Source organism: Acidovorax sp. 56 (assembly GCF_002749705.1).
Classification (GTDB): domain Bacteria; phylum Pseudomonadota; class Gammaproteobacteria; order Burkholderiales; family Burkholderiaceae_C; genus Acidovorax.
Genome location: NZ_PEEV01000001.1, coordinates 3,736,520 through 3,751,758, shown reverse-complemented (window position 1 = coordinate 3,751,758; position 15,239 = coordinate 3,736,520). Strand labels below are relative to the sequence as shown.

Here is a 15,239-nt window from a genome sequence, read left to right as displayed (position 1 = left end):
GAAAGTGTTCTCTCATGTCGACCGCTCCTGCTTCACACACACCTCCCCCAGCAGCCAATGCGGCTGCGCACCCCCTCCCCGCCACCCCCTCCATCACCTCGCACCCCGAGCCCAGCTCCAACCGCAAGTTCGGCTTTTTGCTGCTGGCCATTGCGCTGTACGGCATCGTGCTCATGCTGCCCACGCCCGCAGGCCTCTCGGCCTCCGGGCAAGTCGCGCTGGCGCTGCTGGCGCTGGTCATCACGCTGTGGATCAGCGAATGCGTCTCGCCCGCCAACAGCGCCGTCATCCTCACCGGCATGGCCGTGGTGGGGCTGATGGGCAAGCCGCTCACGCCCGGCGCCAAGCCCATGGGCTCGGCCGATGCACTCACCACCATGCTGGGCGGCTTCTCGTCCACCGCCGTGCTGCTGGTGGCCGCCGCGCTGTTCCTGGCCGTGGCGCTCAAGCACACGGGGCTGGACAAGCGCGTGGCCCTCATCGTGATGAGCCGGGTAGGCATCTCGCCCGCGCGCCTCACCGTGGGCGCGATGCTGGTGGGCTTTGTGCTGGCGCTGTTCATCCCCTCGGCCACGGCGCGCGTGGGCGCGGTGATCCCGATCATGGTGGGCATCACCGCCGCCCTGGGCCTGCCCGTGGGCAGCAGCCTGGGCGCAGCGCTGATGATCGTCACCGCGCAGGCCTGCTCCATCTTCAACATGGCCGTGAAGACCGGCGCTGCGCAAAATCTGATCAGCCTGAACTTCATGCAGACCACGTTTGGCCACACCGTGACCTGGAGCCAGTGGTTCCTGACGGCCCTGCCCTTCACCCTGGGCATGAGCGTGGTGCTGTTCTTTGTGTCGCTGTGGATCCTGAAGCCCTCGGTCGAATCGACGGAGAACGCCACCGAAAAGCTGCGCGAGCAGCTCAAGGCCCTGGGCCCCGTCACCGCCCCCGAAAAGCGCCTCATCGCCGTGGCCCTGCTGCTGCTGGTGATGTGGTCCACCGAAGGCATGCTGCACCCCTTTGACACGACCACCACCACGCAACTGGGCATTGCCCTGCTGCTCATGCCCAAGATTGGCGTCATGCACTGGTCGCAGGCCGAAAAGCTCGTGCCCTGGGGCACGGTGGTGCTGTTTGCTGCGTCCATCTCGCTGGGCAATCTCCTGTCCAAGACCGGCGCCGCAGGCTGGCTGGCGCAGCAAACACTGGGGCAAATGGGCCTGTCGGCCCTGCCTGTGGTGGCGGTGATCGGTGCGCTCTCGCTCTTCAGCATCGTGCTGCACCTGGGCTTTGCCTCGGCCACCGGGCTGGCCAGCACACTCATCCCCATCTTCATCGCGTTTGCGCAGTCGCTGCCCGTGTCCAAGGAAACCGCTTTTGGCATCGTCATGATCCAGAGCTTCGTCGTCTCGTTCGGCTTCATCCTGCCCACCAACGCACCGCAGAACATGCTGTGCTACGGCACCGGGGCCTTTGGCACCAGCCAGTTTGCCAAGGTGGGCCTGCTGCTCACGCTGGCGGGCTTGGGCCTCATCCTGCTGCTGTCGGCCACGCTGTGGCCCATGATGGGAGTGCTGTGACATGGGCGCACGCATCGGAGTGATCGGCGCGGGCCAGGTGGGCGCCGCCGCCAGCTACCTGCTCTCGTCCACGCCCGGCGTCAGCGACATCGTGCTGGTGGACGTAGACCCTGCCCGTGCTGCGGGCGAGGCCGCCGACATTGGCCACGCCGCCGCCTTTGGCACCGCCGCGCGGGTGCAGGAAGGCAGCTATGCCGACCTGGCAGGCGCAGCCGTGGTGGTGATCACCGCAGGCGCCAGCCTCAAGCCCGGCCAGACGCGGTTGGAGCTGCTGCAGCAAAACCTGCGCATCGTGGACCACATCACCGAGCAGGTGCTGCGCGCCGCGCCGGGCGCCATCTTGCTGTTTGCCACCAACCCGGTGGACGTGATGCCCGCCATTGCCGTGCAGCGCTGGGGCGTGCCCCCCGGCCGCGCCATTGGCACCGGCTGCACGCTCGACTCCATCCGCTTTCGCGACCGGCTCTCACACCACCTGGAGGTGTCGCCCAGCTCGGTGCACGCCTACGTGCTGGGCGAGCACGGCGACTCGGAAGTGCTGCTGTGGTCCGGCGCCCAGGTGGGCGGCCTGCCGCTCTTGGACTTTGCCCAGCAAAGCGGCCGTCCCATCGACACCGCCCTGCAGCGCATCATGGCCGAAGACGTGCGCACCGCCGCCTACCGCATCAAGGCGGGCAAGGGCGTGTCGAACTTCGGCATCGGCGGCTGCATCGCCCGCCTGGTGCGCGCCATGGTGGGCGACGAACGCAGCGTGTTCACCGTCTCCACCTACCTGCCCGAGCTGCTGGGCGTGCAACGCACCTGCGTCTCCCTGCCCCATGTGATCGGGCGCACGGGCGCTTCCACGCCCTACCTGCCGCCGCTGGCGGACGATGAAGTCACAGCCCTGCGCGCCAGCGCAGAGGTGCTGGCGCAGACGATTGCGGGTGGGCTGCAGACGTTGGAAGACCGAGCCTAGCGAACTGCGCGTGTCTGCGACGGTGCAGGGCCCTCGCAGACACGCAACTCGCCAGCTCTCATTTTTATAGCTGCTTGCGCTTATTCCACGGCGCCAGCGCCGATTTTTACTCAAAACCCAAAGACAAAGCGGCGTGCCCACCAGGACACACGCCGCTTCGTTGGTATGCAGCCCGCAGTCAGCGGGTGCTGTGTCAGTCTGGGGGGTTGCCCATCAGAAATCAAACGCCGCCGACACCCGGACCGCACGCGGTGCACCCACATTCACGCGGCCTGCGCCCCAGATGCTTTCGAAGTACGCGCGGTTGGTGAGGTTGGTGACACTGGCGCGCAGTACCACGGGCTGGCTGCCCCAGCGGGTGGCGTAGCGGGCACCGACATCCAGCGTGGTCCAGGCGGGCAGCTTGACGCTGTTGTCGCCGGTGAGCCATTGCGCGCCCGTGTGGTTGACGCGGCCGTTGAGCGACAGGCCTGGCACGCCAGGGACCTGCCAATCGGCCCCCAGGTTCAGCGTGAGCTTGGGCACGCCCAGTTGGTCGCGACCCTGGTTCAGGCCCTTGCTGGTTTGCGTCTGCTCGGCCTCGGTGTAGGCCACGCCGCCCAGCAGCGAGAGGCTGCGATTGAGCTGGCCAAACACGTTCCATTCCACGCCCCGGTTGCGTTGCTCGCCATCGAGCACCTGGCGGTTGTTCGCCTCGATGAGGGCAGGCTTGGTGATCTGGAACAGGCTCACCGTTTGGGTGATGTCGCCGGTCTGCCACTTCACGCCCACTTCCATCTGCTTGGATTGGTAGGGCTTGAAGGTCTCTCCCGCGTTGGCGTAGGGCGTTTGCACCGTGGTGCCTGCGCTCAGGCCTTCCACGTAGTTACCGTAGAGCGATACCTGCTCGCCCCAGGGCTTGGCAACCACGCCCACCAGAGGGGTCACTGCGGTCTCCTTGTAGTTGGCCAGCTTCTGGTGCACCTGCTGGGCTCGCAGGCCCAGGGTGAGCTGCAGCTTGTCATCCAGCAGTGCCAGGGTGTCCACCGCGCTCAGTGCGGTCATCTCGTCGTCGTTGAGCTTTTTGAAGGTGGACGCCGCCCCCCCTGCCGGCATGGTGATGGGCGTGGGGTTGAAGAGGTTGCTGTTGATGGCGGCCGTGCCGTTGTTGCGGCTGCCGCCCTCGTACTGCAGCACGTTGGCCGCCAGCGTGAGCTTGTGCGCCACGCTGCCCGTAACAAACTGGCCGCGCACGCCCGCCTCGGCGGCCGTGGTCTGGTAGGCGCCCCAGGAGTTGTAGGCCGTGCCTGTGGCGTTGCCCGTGGCGGCATTGGCCGCCGTCCACACGGGGCGGGTGCCAAAGATGAAGCCATCGTACGAATGCAGTGCCCGGCCCACGGCGCCAAAGGCGGTCCAGCCGCTGTTCAGGTTCATCTCGCCCCGGGCGATCAAGCCCTGGGTTTGCGTGTTGCTGTACACGCCTTCGCCGTAGAAGAAGTTGGTCGATCCATCGGGCGCGCGGGGCACCGTAGTCCAGCCGGTGATCACAGGCTGCATGGGCGAGCCCTTGCGCACCTTGTTCGCGAGCGAATAGGCGTCCAGCTCGGCCTTCCAGCCGCTGCCTTGGTAGTCCAGCGCCAGGTGGCCGATCTCGCGGCGCTTGGTCTGGTGGTCCAGCCAGGTCTCGCCCCCCGAGAGCACGCCATTCACGCGCACGCCCAGGCGCTGCTCGGGGCCGAAGCGGCGCGACACATCGGCATGCAAGCCCACATTGGATTTGTTGGACCAGGTGGTGGTGACGCGCGTGAGCGCTTCTTTGCCCGCACGCTTGGGCACCAGGTTGATGGCACCGCCCACGTCGCCCGTGGTGTTGATGCCCATCATCATGGCGCCCGGGCCTTTGAGGACTTCCACGCGCTCGAACATCTCGGTGGGCGTGTTCTGCTCGGGTGCCAGGCCATACATGCCATTGATGGCCAACGACGAGGCGCCCACGGCAAAGCCCCGGATGTTGAAGTTCTCGACCACATGGCCGTCGTTGGTGGTCATGCGCACCGAGGGGTCGCCCTTGAGCACGGCGGCCACGGTCTGGGCCTGCTGGTCGGCAATGCCCTCGGCGGTGTAGGCGGTTTGATTGAAGGGCGTGTCCATCACGCCCACGTTGCCCAACACACCCAGGCGCGCACCGCGCGCTACCTTGCCACCAGGGGCTGCGGCGGGCAGAGCGTCGGGGGTTTCGGGGGCGGATTTCACGGTCACTTCCTGCAAGACCGGGGCCGTGGCGGGTGGGCTGCTTTGGGCCAGGGCGGCCTGCGACATGGCCAGCACGGCGATCAGGCTTGCCATGGCAACGGGGTGCAAGGGAAAGGCGTGCGCCGAGGGGCGCGGGTGGTGTGTAGCGGTCATGAAAGGGTAGGTTGAGGTCATGCGAACGGCTGCGGGCCCCACCGTGAAGAGGGCACCAGGCCAATGGTTCGATGATTTCAGCCACGGCTGCCATGCGTGTTTGCGGCAGCCACAAAGATGTTTGCGGCGCTGCCGCGACCTCAGAGCCCGTTCAAAGCCGGGCCCGCGCCAACTTTGGCGGCATGCCAAAACGTCGGCGGTAGGCGGTGGCAAAGTTGGCGGCGCTGTTGTAGCCCGCCAGCAGGGCCGCCTGGCCCACGGTCAGGCCATCGTGCTCCAGCGACCGGCGGGCGCGCTGCAGGCGGGTCTCGCGCACAAAGTCGAACACGGTGGTGCCATACACCGCACGAAAGTGCCGCTGCAAGGTGGTGGCGTTGGTGCCCGCCTGGCGGGCCAGGTCGTCGAGCGATGCGTCCATGGCCTCGTCGCGCTGCAGGTAGGAATGCAGCGCCTGAATGCGGCGGTGCTCTTGCGGCAGCAGGCGCAGCGCCGCATGGGCCGGTGCAGGGGCTGGCACGGGCGCAGGGGCCGGGCCGGGGGCGTGCTGGGCCAGGCTGGCCAGGGCCTCGCTCACCAGCTCCAGCGCGCGGCTTTCCAGGTACAGGTGCAAAAGGGGCGCGCTCAGGTCGGGCGCGTGGGTGATCTGCTCGGCCAGCGCAGTGATGCGGGTGGACGGCTGCCAATGGTGCATGGCCAGGTGCTGGCGGCGAAACGCCTCCACCGCCGCCATGCCAGGGGCTGACGCACTGGCCAGTTGCTCCAGCCACTCGGCCCCCACGCCCACACTCACCCGCCGGGCATAGGCACCGCGCCGGGCCCGGCGCTCAAAGCGCTCGGGCTCGGCCACCGACACCATGAGTGCACGGGGCACGACAGCACCGCGCCCACCCGCCTGGCGCATGCGCCCGGCCACAGCTTCGCCCGAGGTCAACGCCACACGGCGCGGGCCGTAGCTCACATCCACCATGCCCTCCAGCAGCACCACGATGCGCAGCCCGGCATCCAGCTCACCACTGGCGGTGAAATCTTGCGCATCCACCACGTCGTCAGCGTGCATGTGCAGACCCGGGCGCAGCACCCGCAGGCGCGCCAGGTGGCTGCGCAGCGCGTCCTGCATCGCATCCGACGCAGGGGCGGCTGACGCCACACGCAAGGGGCTGACGGCAATGGGTGAGGGGCAGGCAGACATGGGCGAAGGGGGGTTGGAGTGGCGCGGCTGGCGACGGTGCTGCAGATACAACAAAGGTATTCGTTGCCAGCGCAAACACGGCCAGCCAGCGGCCATGGAATGCTATCAACATTGCGCAATAAATACAAATGATTCTCAATAATGAGATGATCAGGGGTGTATTGAGCCCCACTTTCCGGTCTTCCAACCCATGCACTTTTTGAATCGACTGGCCGCCCGCGCAGGCGCTGCCTGTGCCGCCGCGCTGCTGTGGTGCACTCCGGCCCTCTCGGCCCCACCAGCGTCCATCACCGTCACCGACCTGGCGGGGCGCACCGTCACGGTGCCCGCGCAGGTAGACCGCATCCTGCTGGGCGAAGGCCGCCTGCTGCCCGCCCTGGCCATCCTGGAGCAGAACGAGCTGCCGCGCCGCCTGGTGGGCATGATGGGCGACTTCGAAAGCCTGGACGCACCCGGCTACCAGCAGTGGAGCCAGCGCTTTCCGCAACTGGACAAAGTGACCCGCGTGGGCCGCAACAGCAGCGGCAGCTTCAGCGACGAGCAGGCTATCGCCCTGCGCCCGCAAGTCGCCATCCTGGGCCTGGGCAGCGGCCACGGCCCCAGCCAGAGCCACCGCGAAACGCTGGCCCGGCTCGAAGCTGCTGGCGTGGCCGTGGTGTTCATCGACTTCCGCCACGACCCCTTGCGCAACACACCGCGCAGCCTGGAGCTGCTGGGCCAGGTGCTGGGCAAGCGCAAGGAGGCCGATGCCTTCGTGGCCACCTGGAAGGCCGAGCTCGAACGCGTGCAGTCGCGCCTGCGCACGCTGCCCGCAGGCACGGCGGCCCCCTCCGTGTTCTTGGAAAACCGCGTGGGTCTGGCCGATGAATGCTGCGCCACCATGGTGGGGCTGGTGGGCATGCTGCTGGACGCGGCGGGTGGCAAGAACGTGGCCAAGGGGCTGATCCCCGGCGAGCACGGCACGCTCAACCCCGAGCTGCTGCTGGCCCAGCAGCCGCGCATCTACATCGGCACCGGCATTGGCAACATGGGCGATGCGCAAAAGGGTGCGCTGCGCATTGTGCTGGGCGCCGACGCCACGCCCGAGGCCGCCCGCCAGTCGCTGGCCCGGGCCAACCAGCGGCGCGGCATCAACGCGCTGCAGGCGGTGCAGCAGGGCCGGGCCTACGCCATCTGGCACCACTACTACAACTCGCCCTTTAACGTGGTGGCCGTGCAGGTAATGGCCAAGTGGCTCTACCCCGAGTTGTTTGCCGACCTGGACCCACAGGCCACGCTGAAGGCGTTGTACGCGCGCCACCAGCCCATCCCGCTGCAGGGCGTGTACTGGACGGGCCTGTGACGCCATCCCCCATGCCTCGCCGCACGGCCCTGGCCGCAACGGCCGCCTCCGGCCTGTGGCTGGCGGGCTGCGCGGGCCCCACACATCGGGCTGCAACCCAGGGCGCTGAACAGGCCGCCCACCTACCCGGCGCCACCCAGCGCGACTGGACCGATCCCGCGAGCGGCCTGACCTGGCGCGTGTGGGTGCAAGGCCCACAAGGCCCTGTGCCCGCCACCGGCCACCCGGTGCTGTATGTGCTGGACGGCAACGCCTGCTTTGCCATGGCTGCGCAACTGGCGCGCAACAGTGCAGGCCGCCCCGCCGATATGCGTGGGAACCAGAGCAGCGCTGTGGTGGTGGGGATTGGCCACCCCGGCGATGCCCCCTACGACCAGCCCGCACGCCAGCGCGACTACACCCCACCCGCCCCAGGCCAGAGCCCCACGCCGCAGGCCGGTGGGGCCGACCGGTTGCTGGACTTCATTGCGCACCAGGTGCAGCCGCACCTGGCCCAGCGCTTTGCCATCGACCCGCAGCGGCAAACCCTGTTCGGCCATTCGTTTGGCGGGCTGCTGGTGCTGCATGCGCTGTTCACGCGGCCACAGCAGTTCACCCGCTATGCAGCCGCCAGCCCCTCGGTGTGGTGGAACCAGGGGCAGGTGATGCAAACCGCGCAGGCCTTTGCGCAGCGCCACACGCCGCCACCGCGTGCCTTCCAGGCGCAGTTGCAACTGCGCCTGGGCGCGCTGGAGCGGGCCGAGGCCGCACCCAACGCGGCCCGCACTGCCGTGCTGCAAGAGCGGCGCATGTGGGAGCGCATCCACCAGCTGACTGATGCCCTCGCCGCCCTGCACTGGTCCGAGCTGCAAGTGCAACTGGGCGTGCTGCCCGGGCTGGACCACGGCGCTGTGATGGCCCCCGCACTCATCGACGCCCTGGCACTGGCCCAGTCGCCCCGTGGGTTCCTTTTGTGACGTTGATCCCCTCTGTTTGAATGACCTTTTCCGCCCGCCAGCCTGTGCAGCCGCAGCCCGCCAGCCCCGCCATACCGCCCGAATCCCGCGCTTCGCTGCACCAGCGTTACCGCAGCCTGGTGCGCCTGCGCTGCTGGCTTTTGGCTGCGTTGGCCGCCGTGCTGGCCACCAGCGTGGCGGTTGATGTGGCGCTGGGCCCGTCCACGTTTGCTTTGGCCGATGTGCTGCGCGGCCTGTGGGCGCCGCAGAGCCTGCCCGCCGCGCAGCAAGTGATCCTGTGGGAGGTGCGCCTGCCCTATGCGGTAATGGCCGTGCTGGTGGGTGCCAGCCTGGGCCTGGCCGGGGGCGAGATGCAGACCGCACTGAACAACCCGCTGGCCAGCCCCTTCACCCTGGGGGTGTCGGCCGCCGCGGCCGTGGGGGCATCGGGTGCGGTGGTGGGCGGGCTGAGCCTGATCGCATGGGGCGAGAACATGGCCGTGCCGCTGTGCGCCTTTACCGGGGCGGCCTGCGCCACGGGCCTCATCCAGTGGCTGGCCTGGCGCCAGGGTGCGAGTGTGGAGACGGTGGTGCTGTTCGGCATTGCGCTGCTGTTCAGCTTTGAGGCCCTGCTGTGGCTGCTGCAGTACGTGGCCGATAGCAATGCGCTGCAGCAAATCGTGTTCTGGAGCATGGGCAGCCTGGGTCGGGCCACCTGGGTCAAGATCGCCATCGTGGGCAGCGTGCTGGCGCTGTGCCTGCTGTGGTCGGCCCGCCAGGCCTGGGCGCTGACGGCGCTGCGTGCGGGCGAGGACCAGGCCCGCAGCTTTGGTGTGCCGGTGGAGCGCCTGCGCATGCTGACGCTGCTGCGCGTGAGCCTGCTGGCCGCCACGGCCCTGTCGTTCGTGGGCACCATCGGCTTTGTGGGCCTGGTAGGGCCCCACATGGCCCGCATGCTGCTGGGCGAGGACCACCGTTACTACCTGCCCGGCAGCGCACTGGTCGGGGCGCTCATGCTGTCGCTGGCGTCCATCCTTAGCAAGGCGCTGATTCCCGGCGTGGTGCTGCCCATCGGCATCATCACCGCGCTGGTGGGCGTACCGCTGTTCATGGCGCTGGTGCTGCGCCAACGGAGAACCGTATGAAGCCCCCTAAGGGCGCACGACGCCATGAAGGCTTGATATGACAACAGGCCTGAGCATCAACCAACTCACCGCCGGTTACACAGGCCGCCCGGTGCTGCACGGCGTGCACCTGCCCGCCGTGCCCCCCGGCACCCTGGTGGCCGTGGTGGGGCCCAACGCGGTGGGCAAATCCACCCTGCTCAAGGCCATTGCCGGGCTGCGGCCCATGCAGGGGCGCATCGTGCTGGACGGCACCGCGCTGAGCGAACTGGCCGCGCGCGAGCGGCTGCGCACCGTGGGCTACCTGCCGCAGGCGCTGCCGCAAAGCTCGTCCCTGATGGCCTACGAGGCCTGGCACAGCGCCCTGCGTGCCAGCCGGGGCGCCTGGAGCGCCGCCCAGCGGGAGGCCGCCATCGAAGCCGTGGTGGCCGAGTTGGGCCTGCAGGCACTGGCGCTGCGGCGGCTCGATGAACTCTCGGGCGGGCAGCGGCAAATGGTGGGGCTGGCCCAGGTGCTGGTGCGCGCGCCGCGCCTGTTGCTGCTGGACGAGCCCACCAGCGCGCTCGACTTGCGCTGGCAGCTGCAGGTGTTGCAGGCCGTGCGCCAGCGCGTACAGCAGCAGGGCAGCGTGGGCCTGGTGGCCGTGCACGACCTGAACCTGGCCCTGCGCTTTTGCCAGCGCGTGCTGGTGCTGGGTGGGGGCACCGTGCGGGCCCAGGGCGACCCGGCCCAGGTACTCACACCCGATCTGCTCCGCCAGGCCTACGGCGTGCAGGCCCGCGTAGAGCGTTGCAGCCAGGGCCACCTGCTGGTGCTGGCGGACACGGCATTGCCCCTGGATGCCGACTGAAACTTGCGGCAGCCAACAGGCAACGCGCCCCATGTCACCACCCACATCACCCCACGAACCATGCTGCGACGACAAGGCCATGTGCCCACCCCCGAAGCCAGCCGCTACCTGCAGCGCCTGTGCTACCACTTCACCCGCAAGATCACGGTGCACTACGACACCCACCGGGGCGAGGCCCACTTTCCCTGGGGCCTGTGCGTGCTGCAGGCTGACGACGCCGCGCTGCACTTTGACTGCACCGCCGCCGACGCCGAGCTGCTGGCCCGTGTGCAGTTCGCCATCGACGCGCATGTAGAGCTGTTCTCGCGCAAGAGCCCCGTGCCAGTGCTGTGGCAGCCCGTGCTGGGGGTGGGCTAGGCAAACGCCGTACCCTTCAAGCCAAATACGCCTCTAGCGCTTTCTGGAAAAGCGCAAGAAGCTATAAAATCAATAGCAAATATCAGACAACAGGCTCCCGACGTCCATCCCCCAGGGTCTTACTGCCGCACCAGACAGGCCACTGGCGAGAACTGGCGGGTTTACCCCGGCCTGTTTGGGGCGACTGGTAGGCGCCGCAGTGGTTACGATGTATCACTTTGTAAACCACTCACCCCCATTGCTTTGGCCTGCACCGCAGGCGCTGACAGCCCACTGCCCGCCCTGATCCATGCCAACGCAGTCCCACAAGCCTCCCCGCCCCATTGCCCTGCGCGGCTCCAGCCTGGCGGGCAAGGCCTACTGGGCCATGGTGCAGCGGGTGGCGCTGACGGCAGCGTGCATTGACCTGGGCTACATCGGCCTGTTCCTGTGGCTGGGCTCGGTGCCGCTGGCGCTGGTGAACCTGGGCAGCATTGCGCTGTACCTGGGGGCGTATGCGCTTATCCAGCGGCGGCGCAATGTGCCGGGGCTGGTGCTGATCTGGGCCGAGGTCATCGGCCACTCGGCCCTGGGGTCGCTGCTGATTGGCTGGGACAGCGGCTTTCACTACTACCTGCTGCTGTTCGTCCCGGCCATCGTGATTGCCAACGCGGGGCGGTATGCCGCCCCCATCGTGCTGGCGCTGCTGTCTTACTACATAGGCCTGCGGGTGCTGTGCGACTACATCGGCCCGCTGGACCCCTTGCCTGGCAATGGCATGCAGCTTGTCAACTGGATCCACATCTGCATCGCGTTTGCACTGTCGGCGGCGTTGGCCGCTTTCTATCGCCGCACCATCCTGATTGCCGAGAGGCGGTTGCTGAGACTGGCCACGCTGGACGGGCTCACGGGCTTGTTTAACCGCAGCCATTTTCAGGAGCAAGCCAGCACGGCACTGGACAAGTGCGCTCGGCAGGGCTCGCCTGTGGCCCTGTGGCTGTGCGATGTGGACCACTTCAAACGGGTGAACGACACCCACGGCCACGCCGTGGGCGACAAAGTGTTGCAGGCGGTGGCTCGCACCATGGCCGAGCACCTGCGCGAGGATGACCTGCTCGCCCGCTGGGGCGGCGAGGAGTTTCTGGCCCTGCTGCCCTACACCGACGCAGCCACTGCCAGGCAAGTGGCTGAGCGCATTCGCCAGGCTGTGCAGGACAGCAGCCTGGACATGGGCAAGGACGAGCAGTCCTTGCGCGTGACGCTGTCGTTTGGAGTGACGCTGGTGCAGGATGCCCAGGACCTGAAAGCGGCCACGGCCCGCGCGGACCAGGCACTGTATGCCAGCAAGCGCGCCGGGCGCAACTGCGTGAGCGTGGACTTGGGCTGAGGAACTTAGCCCGGCTTGTTCGCAGCCTGGTACAGCCCCTGCACCTTGGGCACGTTTTGCTGCAGCTCGCGGATGCGGTCGGGCCCCGAGGGGTGGGTGGACAAGAACGCCAGCCCCGCCTGCTGGCTGCCCGAGGCCTTGCCCATCTTTTGCCACAGGCTCACGGCAGCGTTGGGTTGGTAGCCCGCGCGGGCGGCCAGCTCCAGCCCGACCAAGTCGGCATCGGTTTCATCAGAGCGGCTGAACTTGAGCGTGAGCAGCTGCGCGCCCAAGCCCGCTGCAGCATTGCCCAGGTCTCCCAGGCCCAGCAGCTGTGCGCCCAGGCGCACGCCCAGGTTGGTGGCCTGCGTCTTGGCCAGCCGTTCGCGGGCGTGTTCGCGCAGGGCATGGGCCATTTCGTGGCCCATGATCATGGCGGCTTCGTCGTCGCTGAGCTGCAGTTTGTCGAGGATGCCGGTGTAGAAGGCAATTTTGCCGCCGGGCATGCAAAAGGCATTGATCTGCTGGCTGCCGATCAGGTTCACCTCCCAGCGCCACTGGCGCGAGCGGTCGTTCCAGGGCATGGCAAAGGGGATGAGGCGCTTGGCAATGGCATGCAGGCGCTGCAGTTGGGGGTGTTCTGGCGGCGCCAGGGCGCGCTTGGCGCGGGCCTGCTCCAGCATCTGCTGGTATTGCTGCGCGGCCGAGCGCTCCAGCGTTTCGGCGGGCACCAGCTTGCGCAGGGTAGAGGCTGAGCCCACGTCCACCTGGGCCAGGGCGGGCACGGCCACTGCACTGCCCGCCGCCAGCAAGAAGGCGCGGCGCGCCGACCAGGGGGATGACGGCGCCACAGGGGCAGAACCAAAGGGGGTGGGGCACAAAAAGCACATGCAGGAATAATAGACAAAAACCCGCACCCACCCATGTCAGACGCCACCCCTCCAGCTTCCAGCACCGCCCCATCCGCACAACCCGCCCCACCACGCCCCAGCTGGCTGCAAACCCTGCGCGTGTACCTGGAGCCCGCCAGCCTGCGCATGCTGACGCTGGGGTTTTCTGCTGGGCTGCCGCTATTACTGGTGTTGGGCACGCTGAGCTTTCGGCTGCGCGAGGCGGGCATTGACCGCAGCACCATTGGCTACCTGAGCTGGGTGGGCCTAGCCTATGGCTTCAAGTGGGTGTGGGCGCCGCTGGTAGACCGGCTGCCGATTCCGCTGCTGACCCGCTGGCTGGGGCGGCGGCGCAGTTGGTTGCTGCTGTCGCAGTGCCTGGTCGTTGGCGGCCTGGTGGGCATGGCCGTGTGCGACCCGCGCGATGCGCTGGGCCCCATCGTGTGGTGCGCGCTGGCCGTGGCCTTTGGCTCGGCCACGCAGGACATTGCGCTCGATGCCTTTCGCATCGAATCGGCCGACGCCAACCACCAGGCGGCGCTGGCCGCGTCGTACCAGACGGGCTACCGGCTGGCCATGATCTGGGCGGGCGCCGGGGTGCTGTGGATTGCCGACCGCTCGGAAGTGCTGCCCGCACTGGGCCAGGCCGCCAGCTACCAGAACCACGCCTGGATGATGGCCTACCTGGTGATGGCGGTGTCGATGGTGGTGGGCATGGTGACGGTGCTGTTCTCCAGCGAGCCCGCCCGCGTGCAACTGCCCCCCGCCAAAAACCTGGCCGTGTGGCTGCAAGGCGCGGTGGTGGAGCCATTTGCCGACTTCTTGCGCCGCTATGGCTGGCATGCGGCGCTCATCCTGGCGCTCATCGCCATCTACCGCATCAGCGACGTGGTCATGGGCATCATGGCCAACCCGTTTTACGTGGACATGGGCTACACCAAGGCCGAAGTTGCCACCGTCACCAAGATCTACGGCGTGGTGATGACGCTGCTGGGCGCCTTTGTGGGTGGGGCGCTGTCCATGCGCTTTGGGGTGATGCGCATCCTGATGCTGGGGGCCATTCTCAGCGCGGGCAGCAATTTGTTGTTTGCCTGGCTGGCCGGGCATGGGCATGACGTGACGGCGCTGATTGCCGTGGTCTCGGCCGACAACCTGGCAGGCGGCGTGGCCTCGGCCGCGTTCATCGCCTACCTCTCCAGCCTGACCAACGTGAGCTACTCGGCCACGCAGTACGCGCTGTTCAGCTCCATGATGCTGCTGTTGCCCAAGTTTCTGGCGGGTTTCTCGGGCGACTTTGTCAATGCCTATGGCTACGCGCAGTTCTTCACCTCTACCGCGCTGCTGGGGTTGCCGGTGCTGCTGCTGGTGTGGCTGGCATCCAGCATCAAAACAGCACCTAGCGCTTGATACAAAAGCGCTAGGTGCTATTATTTATATAGCAAATATTTGCCAGACCGCCACCGGCATTTACGGCAGCTTTACACAAGCGACAAGCGCACTGCACGCCTGCGGGGCACGATAGAGCGAGCTGGCGCGCCTGGGCGCGTGCCGCAGACCACAACTACACTGAATCCATGAGCTCGCAACTGCTGATGATCGAAGACGACACCCGCCTCGCAGAGATGGTGGGTGAGTACCTGGGCCAGTCGGGCCTGCATGTGACGCACCGGGCCGATGGCAAAAGCGGCCTGGCCCAGCTGCAGGGCCCCGAGGCAGGCCCCCTGCCCGACCTGGTCATCCTGGACCTGATGCTGCCCGACATGGACGGGCTGGAGGTCTGCCGCCGCATCCGCTCGCTGCAGGGCTCTGCCGCACAGGTGCCGGTGCTGATGCTCACCGCCAAGGGCGACCCGATGGACCGCATCATCGGCCTGGAGCTGGGCGCCGACGACTACCTGCCCAAGCCGTTTGAGCCCCGCGAGCTGCTGGCGCGCATCCGTGCCATCTTGCGCCGCCGCACCGATGGCGGCGCCGCAGCCGCCACGCAGGCGCTGCGCTTTGGCTCGCTGGAGATCGACCGCGACTCGCGCACCGTCACCGTGGGTGGGCAGGTGGCCGATCTGACCTCGTACCAGTTCGACCTGCTGGTGGCCCTGGCCGAACGCGCGGGCCGCGTGCTGACGCGCGACCAGATCATGGAAGCCGTGCGTGGCCGCGAGCTGGATGCGTTTGACCGCTCCATTGACGTGCACATGGGCCGCATCCGAGCCGCCATCGAGCAAGACGCCAAGAACCCCCGCCGCATCCTCACCGTGCGCGGCGTGGGCTATGTGTTTGCCAAGCAGCAGGACTGAGC

At 67.7% G+C, this 15,239-nt stretch carries 13 protein-coding genes; 10 read left to right on the top strand and 3 right to left on the bottom strand.

Features of this window, described 5'->3' with window-relative positions:
- Positions 1 to 14: 14 nt before the first annotated feature.
- Positions 15 to 1,568, top strand: coding sequence for a DASS family sodium-coupled anion symporter (locus CLU88_RS16565; protein WP_099657527.1), 1,554 nt, complete (start codon positions 15 to 17; stop codon positions 1,566 to 1,568).
- Position 1,569: 1 nt separating this feature from the next.
- Positions 1,570 to 2,526: an L-lactate dehydrogenase gene (locus CLU88_RS16560; protein WP_099657526.1), complete on the top strand. Its 957-nt coding sequence runs from the start codon at positions 1,570 to 1,572 to the stop codon at positions 2,524 to 2,526.
- Positions 2,527 to 2,739: 213 nt separating this feature from the next.
- Here the strand turns inward: CLU88_RS16560 and CLU88_RS16555 are convergent, their stop codons facing one another.
- Both CLU88_RS16555 and CLU88_RS16550 read right to left on the bottom strand, forming a co-directional pair.
- Positions 2,740 to 4,911 (bottom strand): TonB-dependent siderophore receptor, encoded by a 2,172-nt coding sequence (locus tag CLU88_RS16555; RefSeq protein ID WP_099658959.1) that lies wholly within the window; start codon positions 4,909 to 4,911, stop codon positions 2,740 to 2,742.
- Positions 4,912 to 5,062: 151 nt separating this feature from the next.
- Positions 5,063 to 6,100, bottom strand: a complete 1,038-nt coding sequence (locus CLU88_RS16550; RefSeq protein WP_233205509.1) for a helix-turn-helix transcriptional regulator — start codon at positions 6,098 to 6,100, stop codon at positions 5,063 to 5,065.
- A gap of 190 nt (positions 6,101 to 6,290) precedes the next feature.
- Here CLU88_RS16550 and CLU88_RS16545 point away from each other — a divergent pair, with 190 nt between their 5' ends.
- From CLU88_RS16545 to CLU88_RS16520, 6 genes are all read left to right on the top strand, one after another.
- Complete coding sequence (locus CLU88_RS16545; RefSeq protein WP_099657525.1) at positions 6,291 to 7,442, top strand: ABC transporter substrate-binding protein; 1,152 nt, start codon at positions 6,291 to 6,293, stop codon at positions 7,440 to 7,442.
- Between the two features lie 11 nt (positions 7,443 to 7,453).
- A complete protein-coding gene (locus tag CLU88_RS16540) occupies positions 7,454 to 8,398 on the top strand; it encodes an alpha/beta hydrolase (RefSeq protein WP_099657524.1) in 945 nt (314 codons plus the stop codon).
- 20 nt (positions 8,399 to 8,418) lie between these two features.
- The gene (locus CLU88_RS16535) at positions 8,419 to 9,522 is read left to right on the top strand and encodes an iron ABC transporter permease (protein ID WP_099657523.1); all 1,104 of its coding nucleotides are present in this window, start codon (positions 8,419 to 8,421) and stop codon (positions 9,520 to 9,522) included.
- A 37-nt stretch (positions 9,523 to 9,559) separates the two neighbouring features.
- Positions 9,560 to 10,351: an ABC transporter ATP-binding protein gene (locus tag CLU88_RS16530; protein WP_099657522.1), complete on the top strand. Its 792-nt coding sequence runs from the start codon at positions 9,560 to 9,562 to the stop codon at positions 10,349 to 10,351.
- A gap of 60 nt (positions 10,352 to 10,411) precedes the next feature.
- On the top strand, positions 10,412 to 10,708 hold the full coding sequence (locus tag CLU88_RS16525) for a DUF2218 domain-containing protein (RefSeq protein ID WP_099658957.1): 297 nt from the start codon (positions 10,412 to 10,414) through the stop codon (positions 10,706 to 10,708).
- 289 nt (positions 10,709 to 10,997) lie between these two features.
- Complete coding sequence (locus CLU88_RS16520; RefSeq protein ID WP_099657521.1) at positions 10,998 to 12,074, top strand: GGDEF domain-containing protein; 1,077 nt, start codon at positions 10,998 to 11,000, stop codon at positions 12,072 to 12,074.
- Positions 12,075 to 12,079: 5 nt separating this feature from the next.
- Here the strand turns inward: CLU88_RS16520 and CLU88_RS16515 are convergent, their stop codons facing one another.
- Entirely contained in the window at positions 12,080 to 12,943 is an 864-nt protein-coding gene (locus CLU88_RS16515; protein WP_099657520.1) for a M48 family metallopeptidase, read from the bottom strand.
- A 33-nt stretch (positions 12,944 to 12,976) separates the two neighbouring features.
- Here CLU88_RS16515 and CLU88_RS16510 point away from each other — a divergent pair, with 33 nt between their 5' ends.
- Positions 12,977 to 14,350, top strand: coding sequence for an AmpG family muropeptide MFS transporter (locus CLU88_RS16510; RefSeq protein WP_099657519.1), 1,374 nt, complete (start codon positions 12,977 to 12,979; stop codon positions 14,348 to 14,350).
- Between the two features lie 167 nt (positions 14,351 to 14,517).
- Positions 14,518 to 15,237, top strand: a complete 720-nt coding sequence (locus tag CLU88_RS16505) for a response regulator transcription factor (protein ID WP_099657518.1) — start codon at positions 14,518 to 14,520, stop codon at positions 15,235 to 15,237.
- Positions 15,238 to 15,239 lie beyond the last annotated feature (2 nt).

What these genes read in the sequence shown, in the direction of transcription:
- CLU88_RS16565 (WP_099657527.1), top strand. Translation starts at nt 15, where the DNA reads ATGTCGACCGCTCCTGCTTCACACACACCTCCCCCAGCAGCCAATGCG.
- CLU88_RS16560 (WP_099657526.1), top strand. Translation starts at nt 1,570, where the DNA reads ATGGGCGCACGCATCGGAGTGATCGGCGCGGGCCAGGTGGGCGCCGCC.
- CLU88_RS16555 (WP_099658959.1), bottom strand. Translation starts at nt 4,911, where the DNA reads ATGACCGCTACACACCACCCGCGCCCCTCGGCGCACGCCTTTCCCTTG.
- CLU88_RS16550 (WP_233205509.1), bottom strand. Translation starts at nt 6,100, where the DNA reads ATGTCTGCCTGCCCCTCACCCATTGCCGTCAGCCCCTTGCGTGTGGCG.
- CLU88_RS16545 (WP_099657525.1), top strand. Translation starts at nt 6,291, where the DNA reads ATGCACTTTTTGAATCGACTGGCCGCCCGCGCAGGCGCTGCCTGTGCC.
- CLU88_RS16540 (WP_099657524.1), top strand. Translation starts at nt 7,454, where the DNA reads ATGCCTCGCCGCACGGCCCTGGCCGCAACGGCCGCCTCCGGCCTGTGG.
- CLU88_RS16535 (WP_099657523.1), top strand. Translation starts at nt 8,419, where the DNA reads ATGACCTTTTCCGCCCGCCAGCCTGTGCAGCCGCAGCCCGCCAGCCCC.
- CLU88_RS16530 (WP_099657522.1), top strand. Translation starts at nt 9,560, where the DNA reads ATGACAACAGGCCTGAGCATCAACCAACTCACCGCCGGTTACACAGGC.
- CLU88_RS16525 (WP_099658957.1), top strand. Translation starts at nt 10,412, where the DNA reads ATGCTGCGACGACAAGGCCATGTGCCCACCCCCGAAGCCAGCCGCTAC.
- CLU88_RS16520 (WP_099657521.1), top strand. Translation starts at nt 10,998, where the DNA reads ATGCCAACGCAGTCCCACAAGCCTCCCCGCCCCATTGCCCTGCGCGGC.
- CLU88_RS16515 (WP_099657520.1), bottom strand. Translation starts at nt 12,943, where the DNA reads ATGTGCTTTTTGTGCCCCACCCCCTTTGGTTCTGCCCCTGTGGCGCCG.
- CLU88_RS16510 (WP_099657519.1), top strand. Translation starts at nt 12,977, where the DNA reads ATGTCAGACGCCACCCCTCCAGCTTCCAGCACCGCCCCATCCGCACAA.
- CLU88_RS16505 (WP_099657518.1), top strand. Translation starts at nt 14,518, where the DNA reads ATGAGCTCGCAACTGCTGATGATCGAAGACGACACCCGCCTCGCAGAG.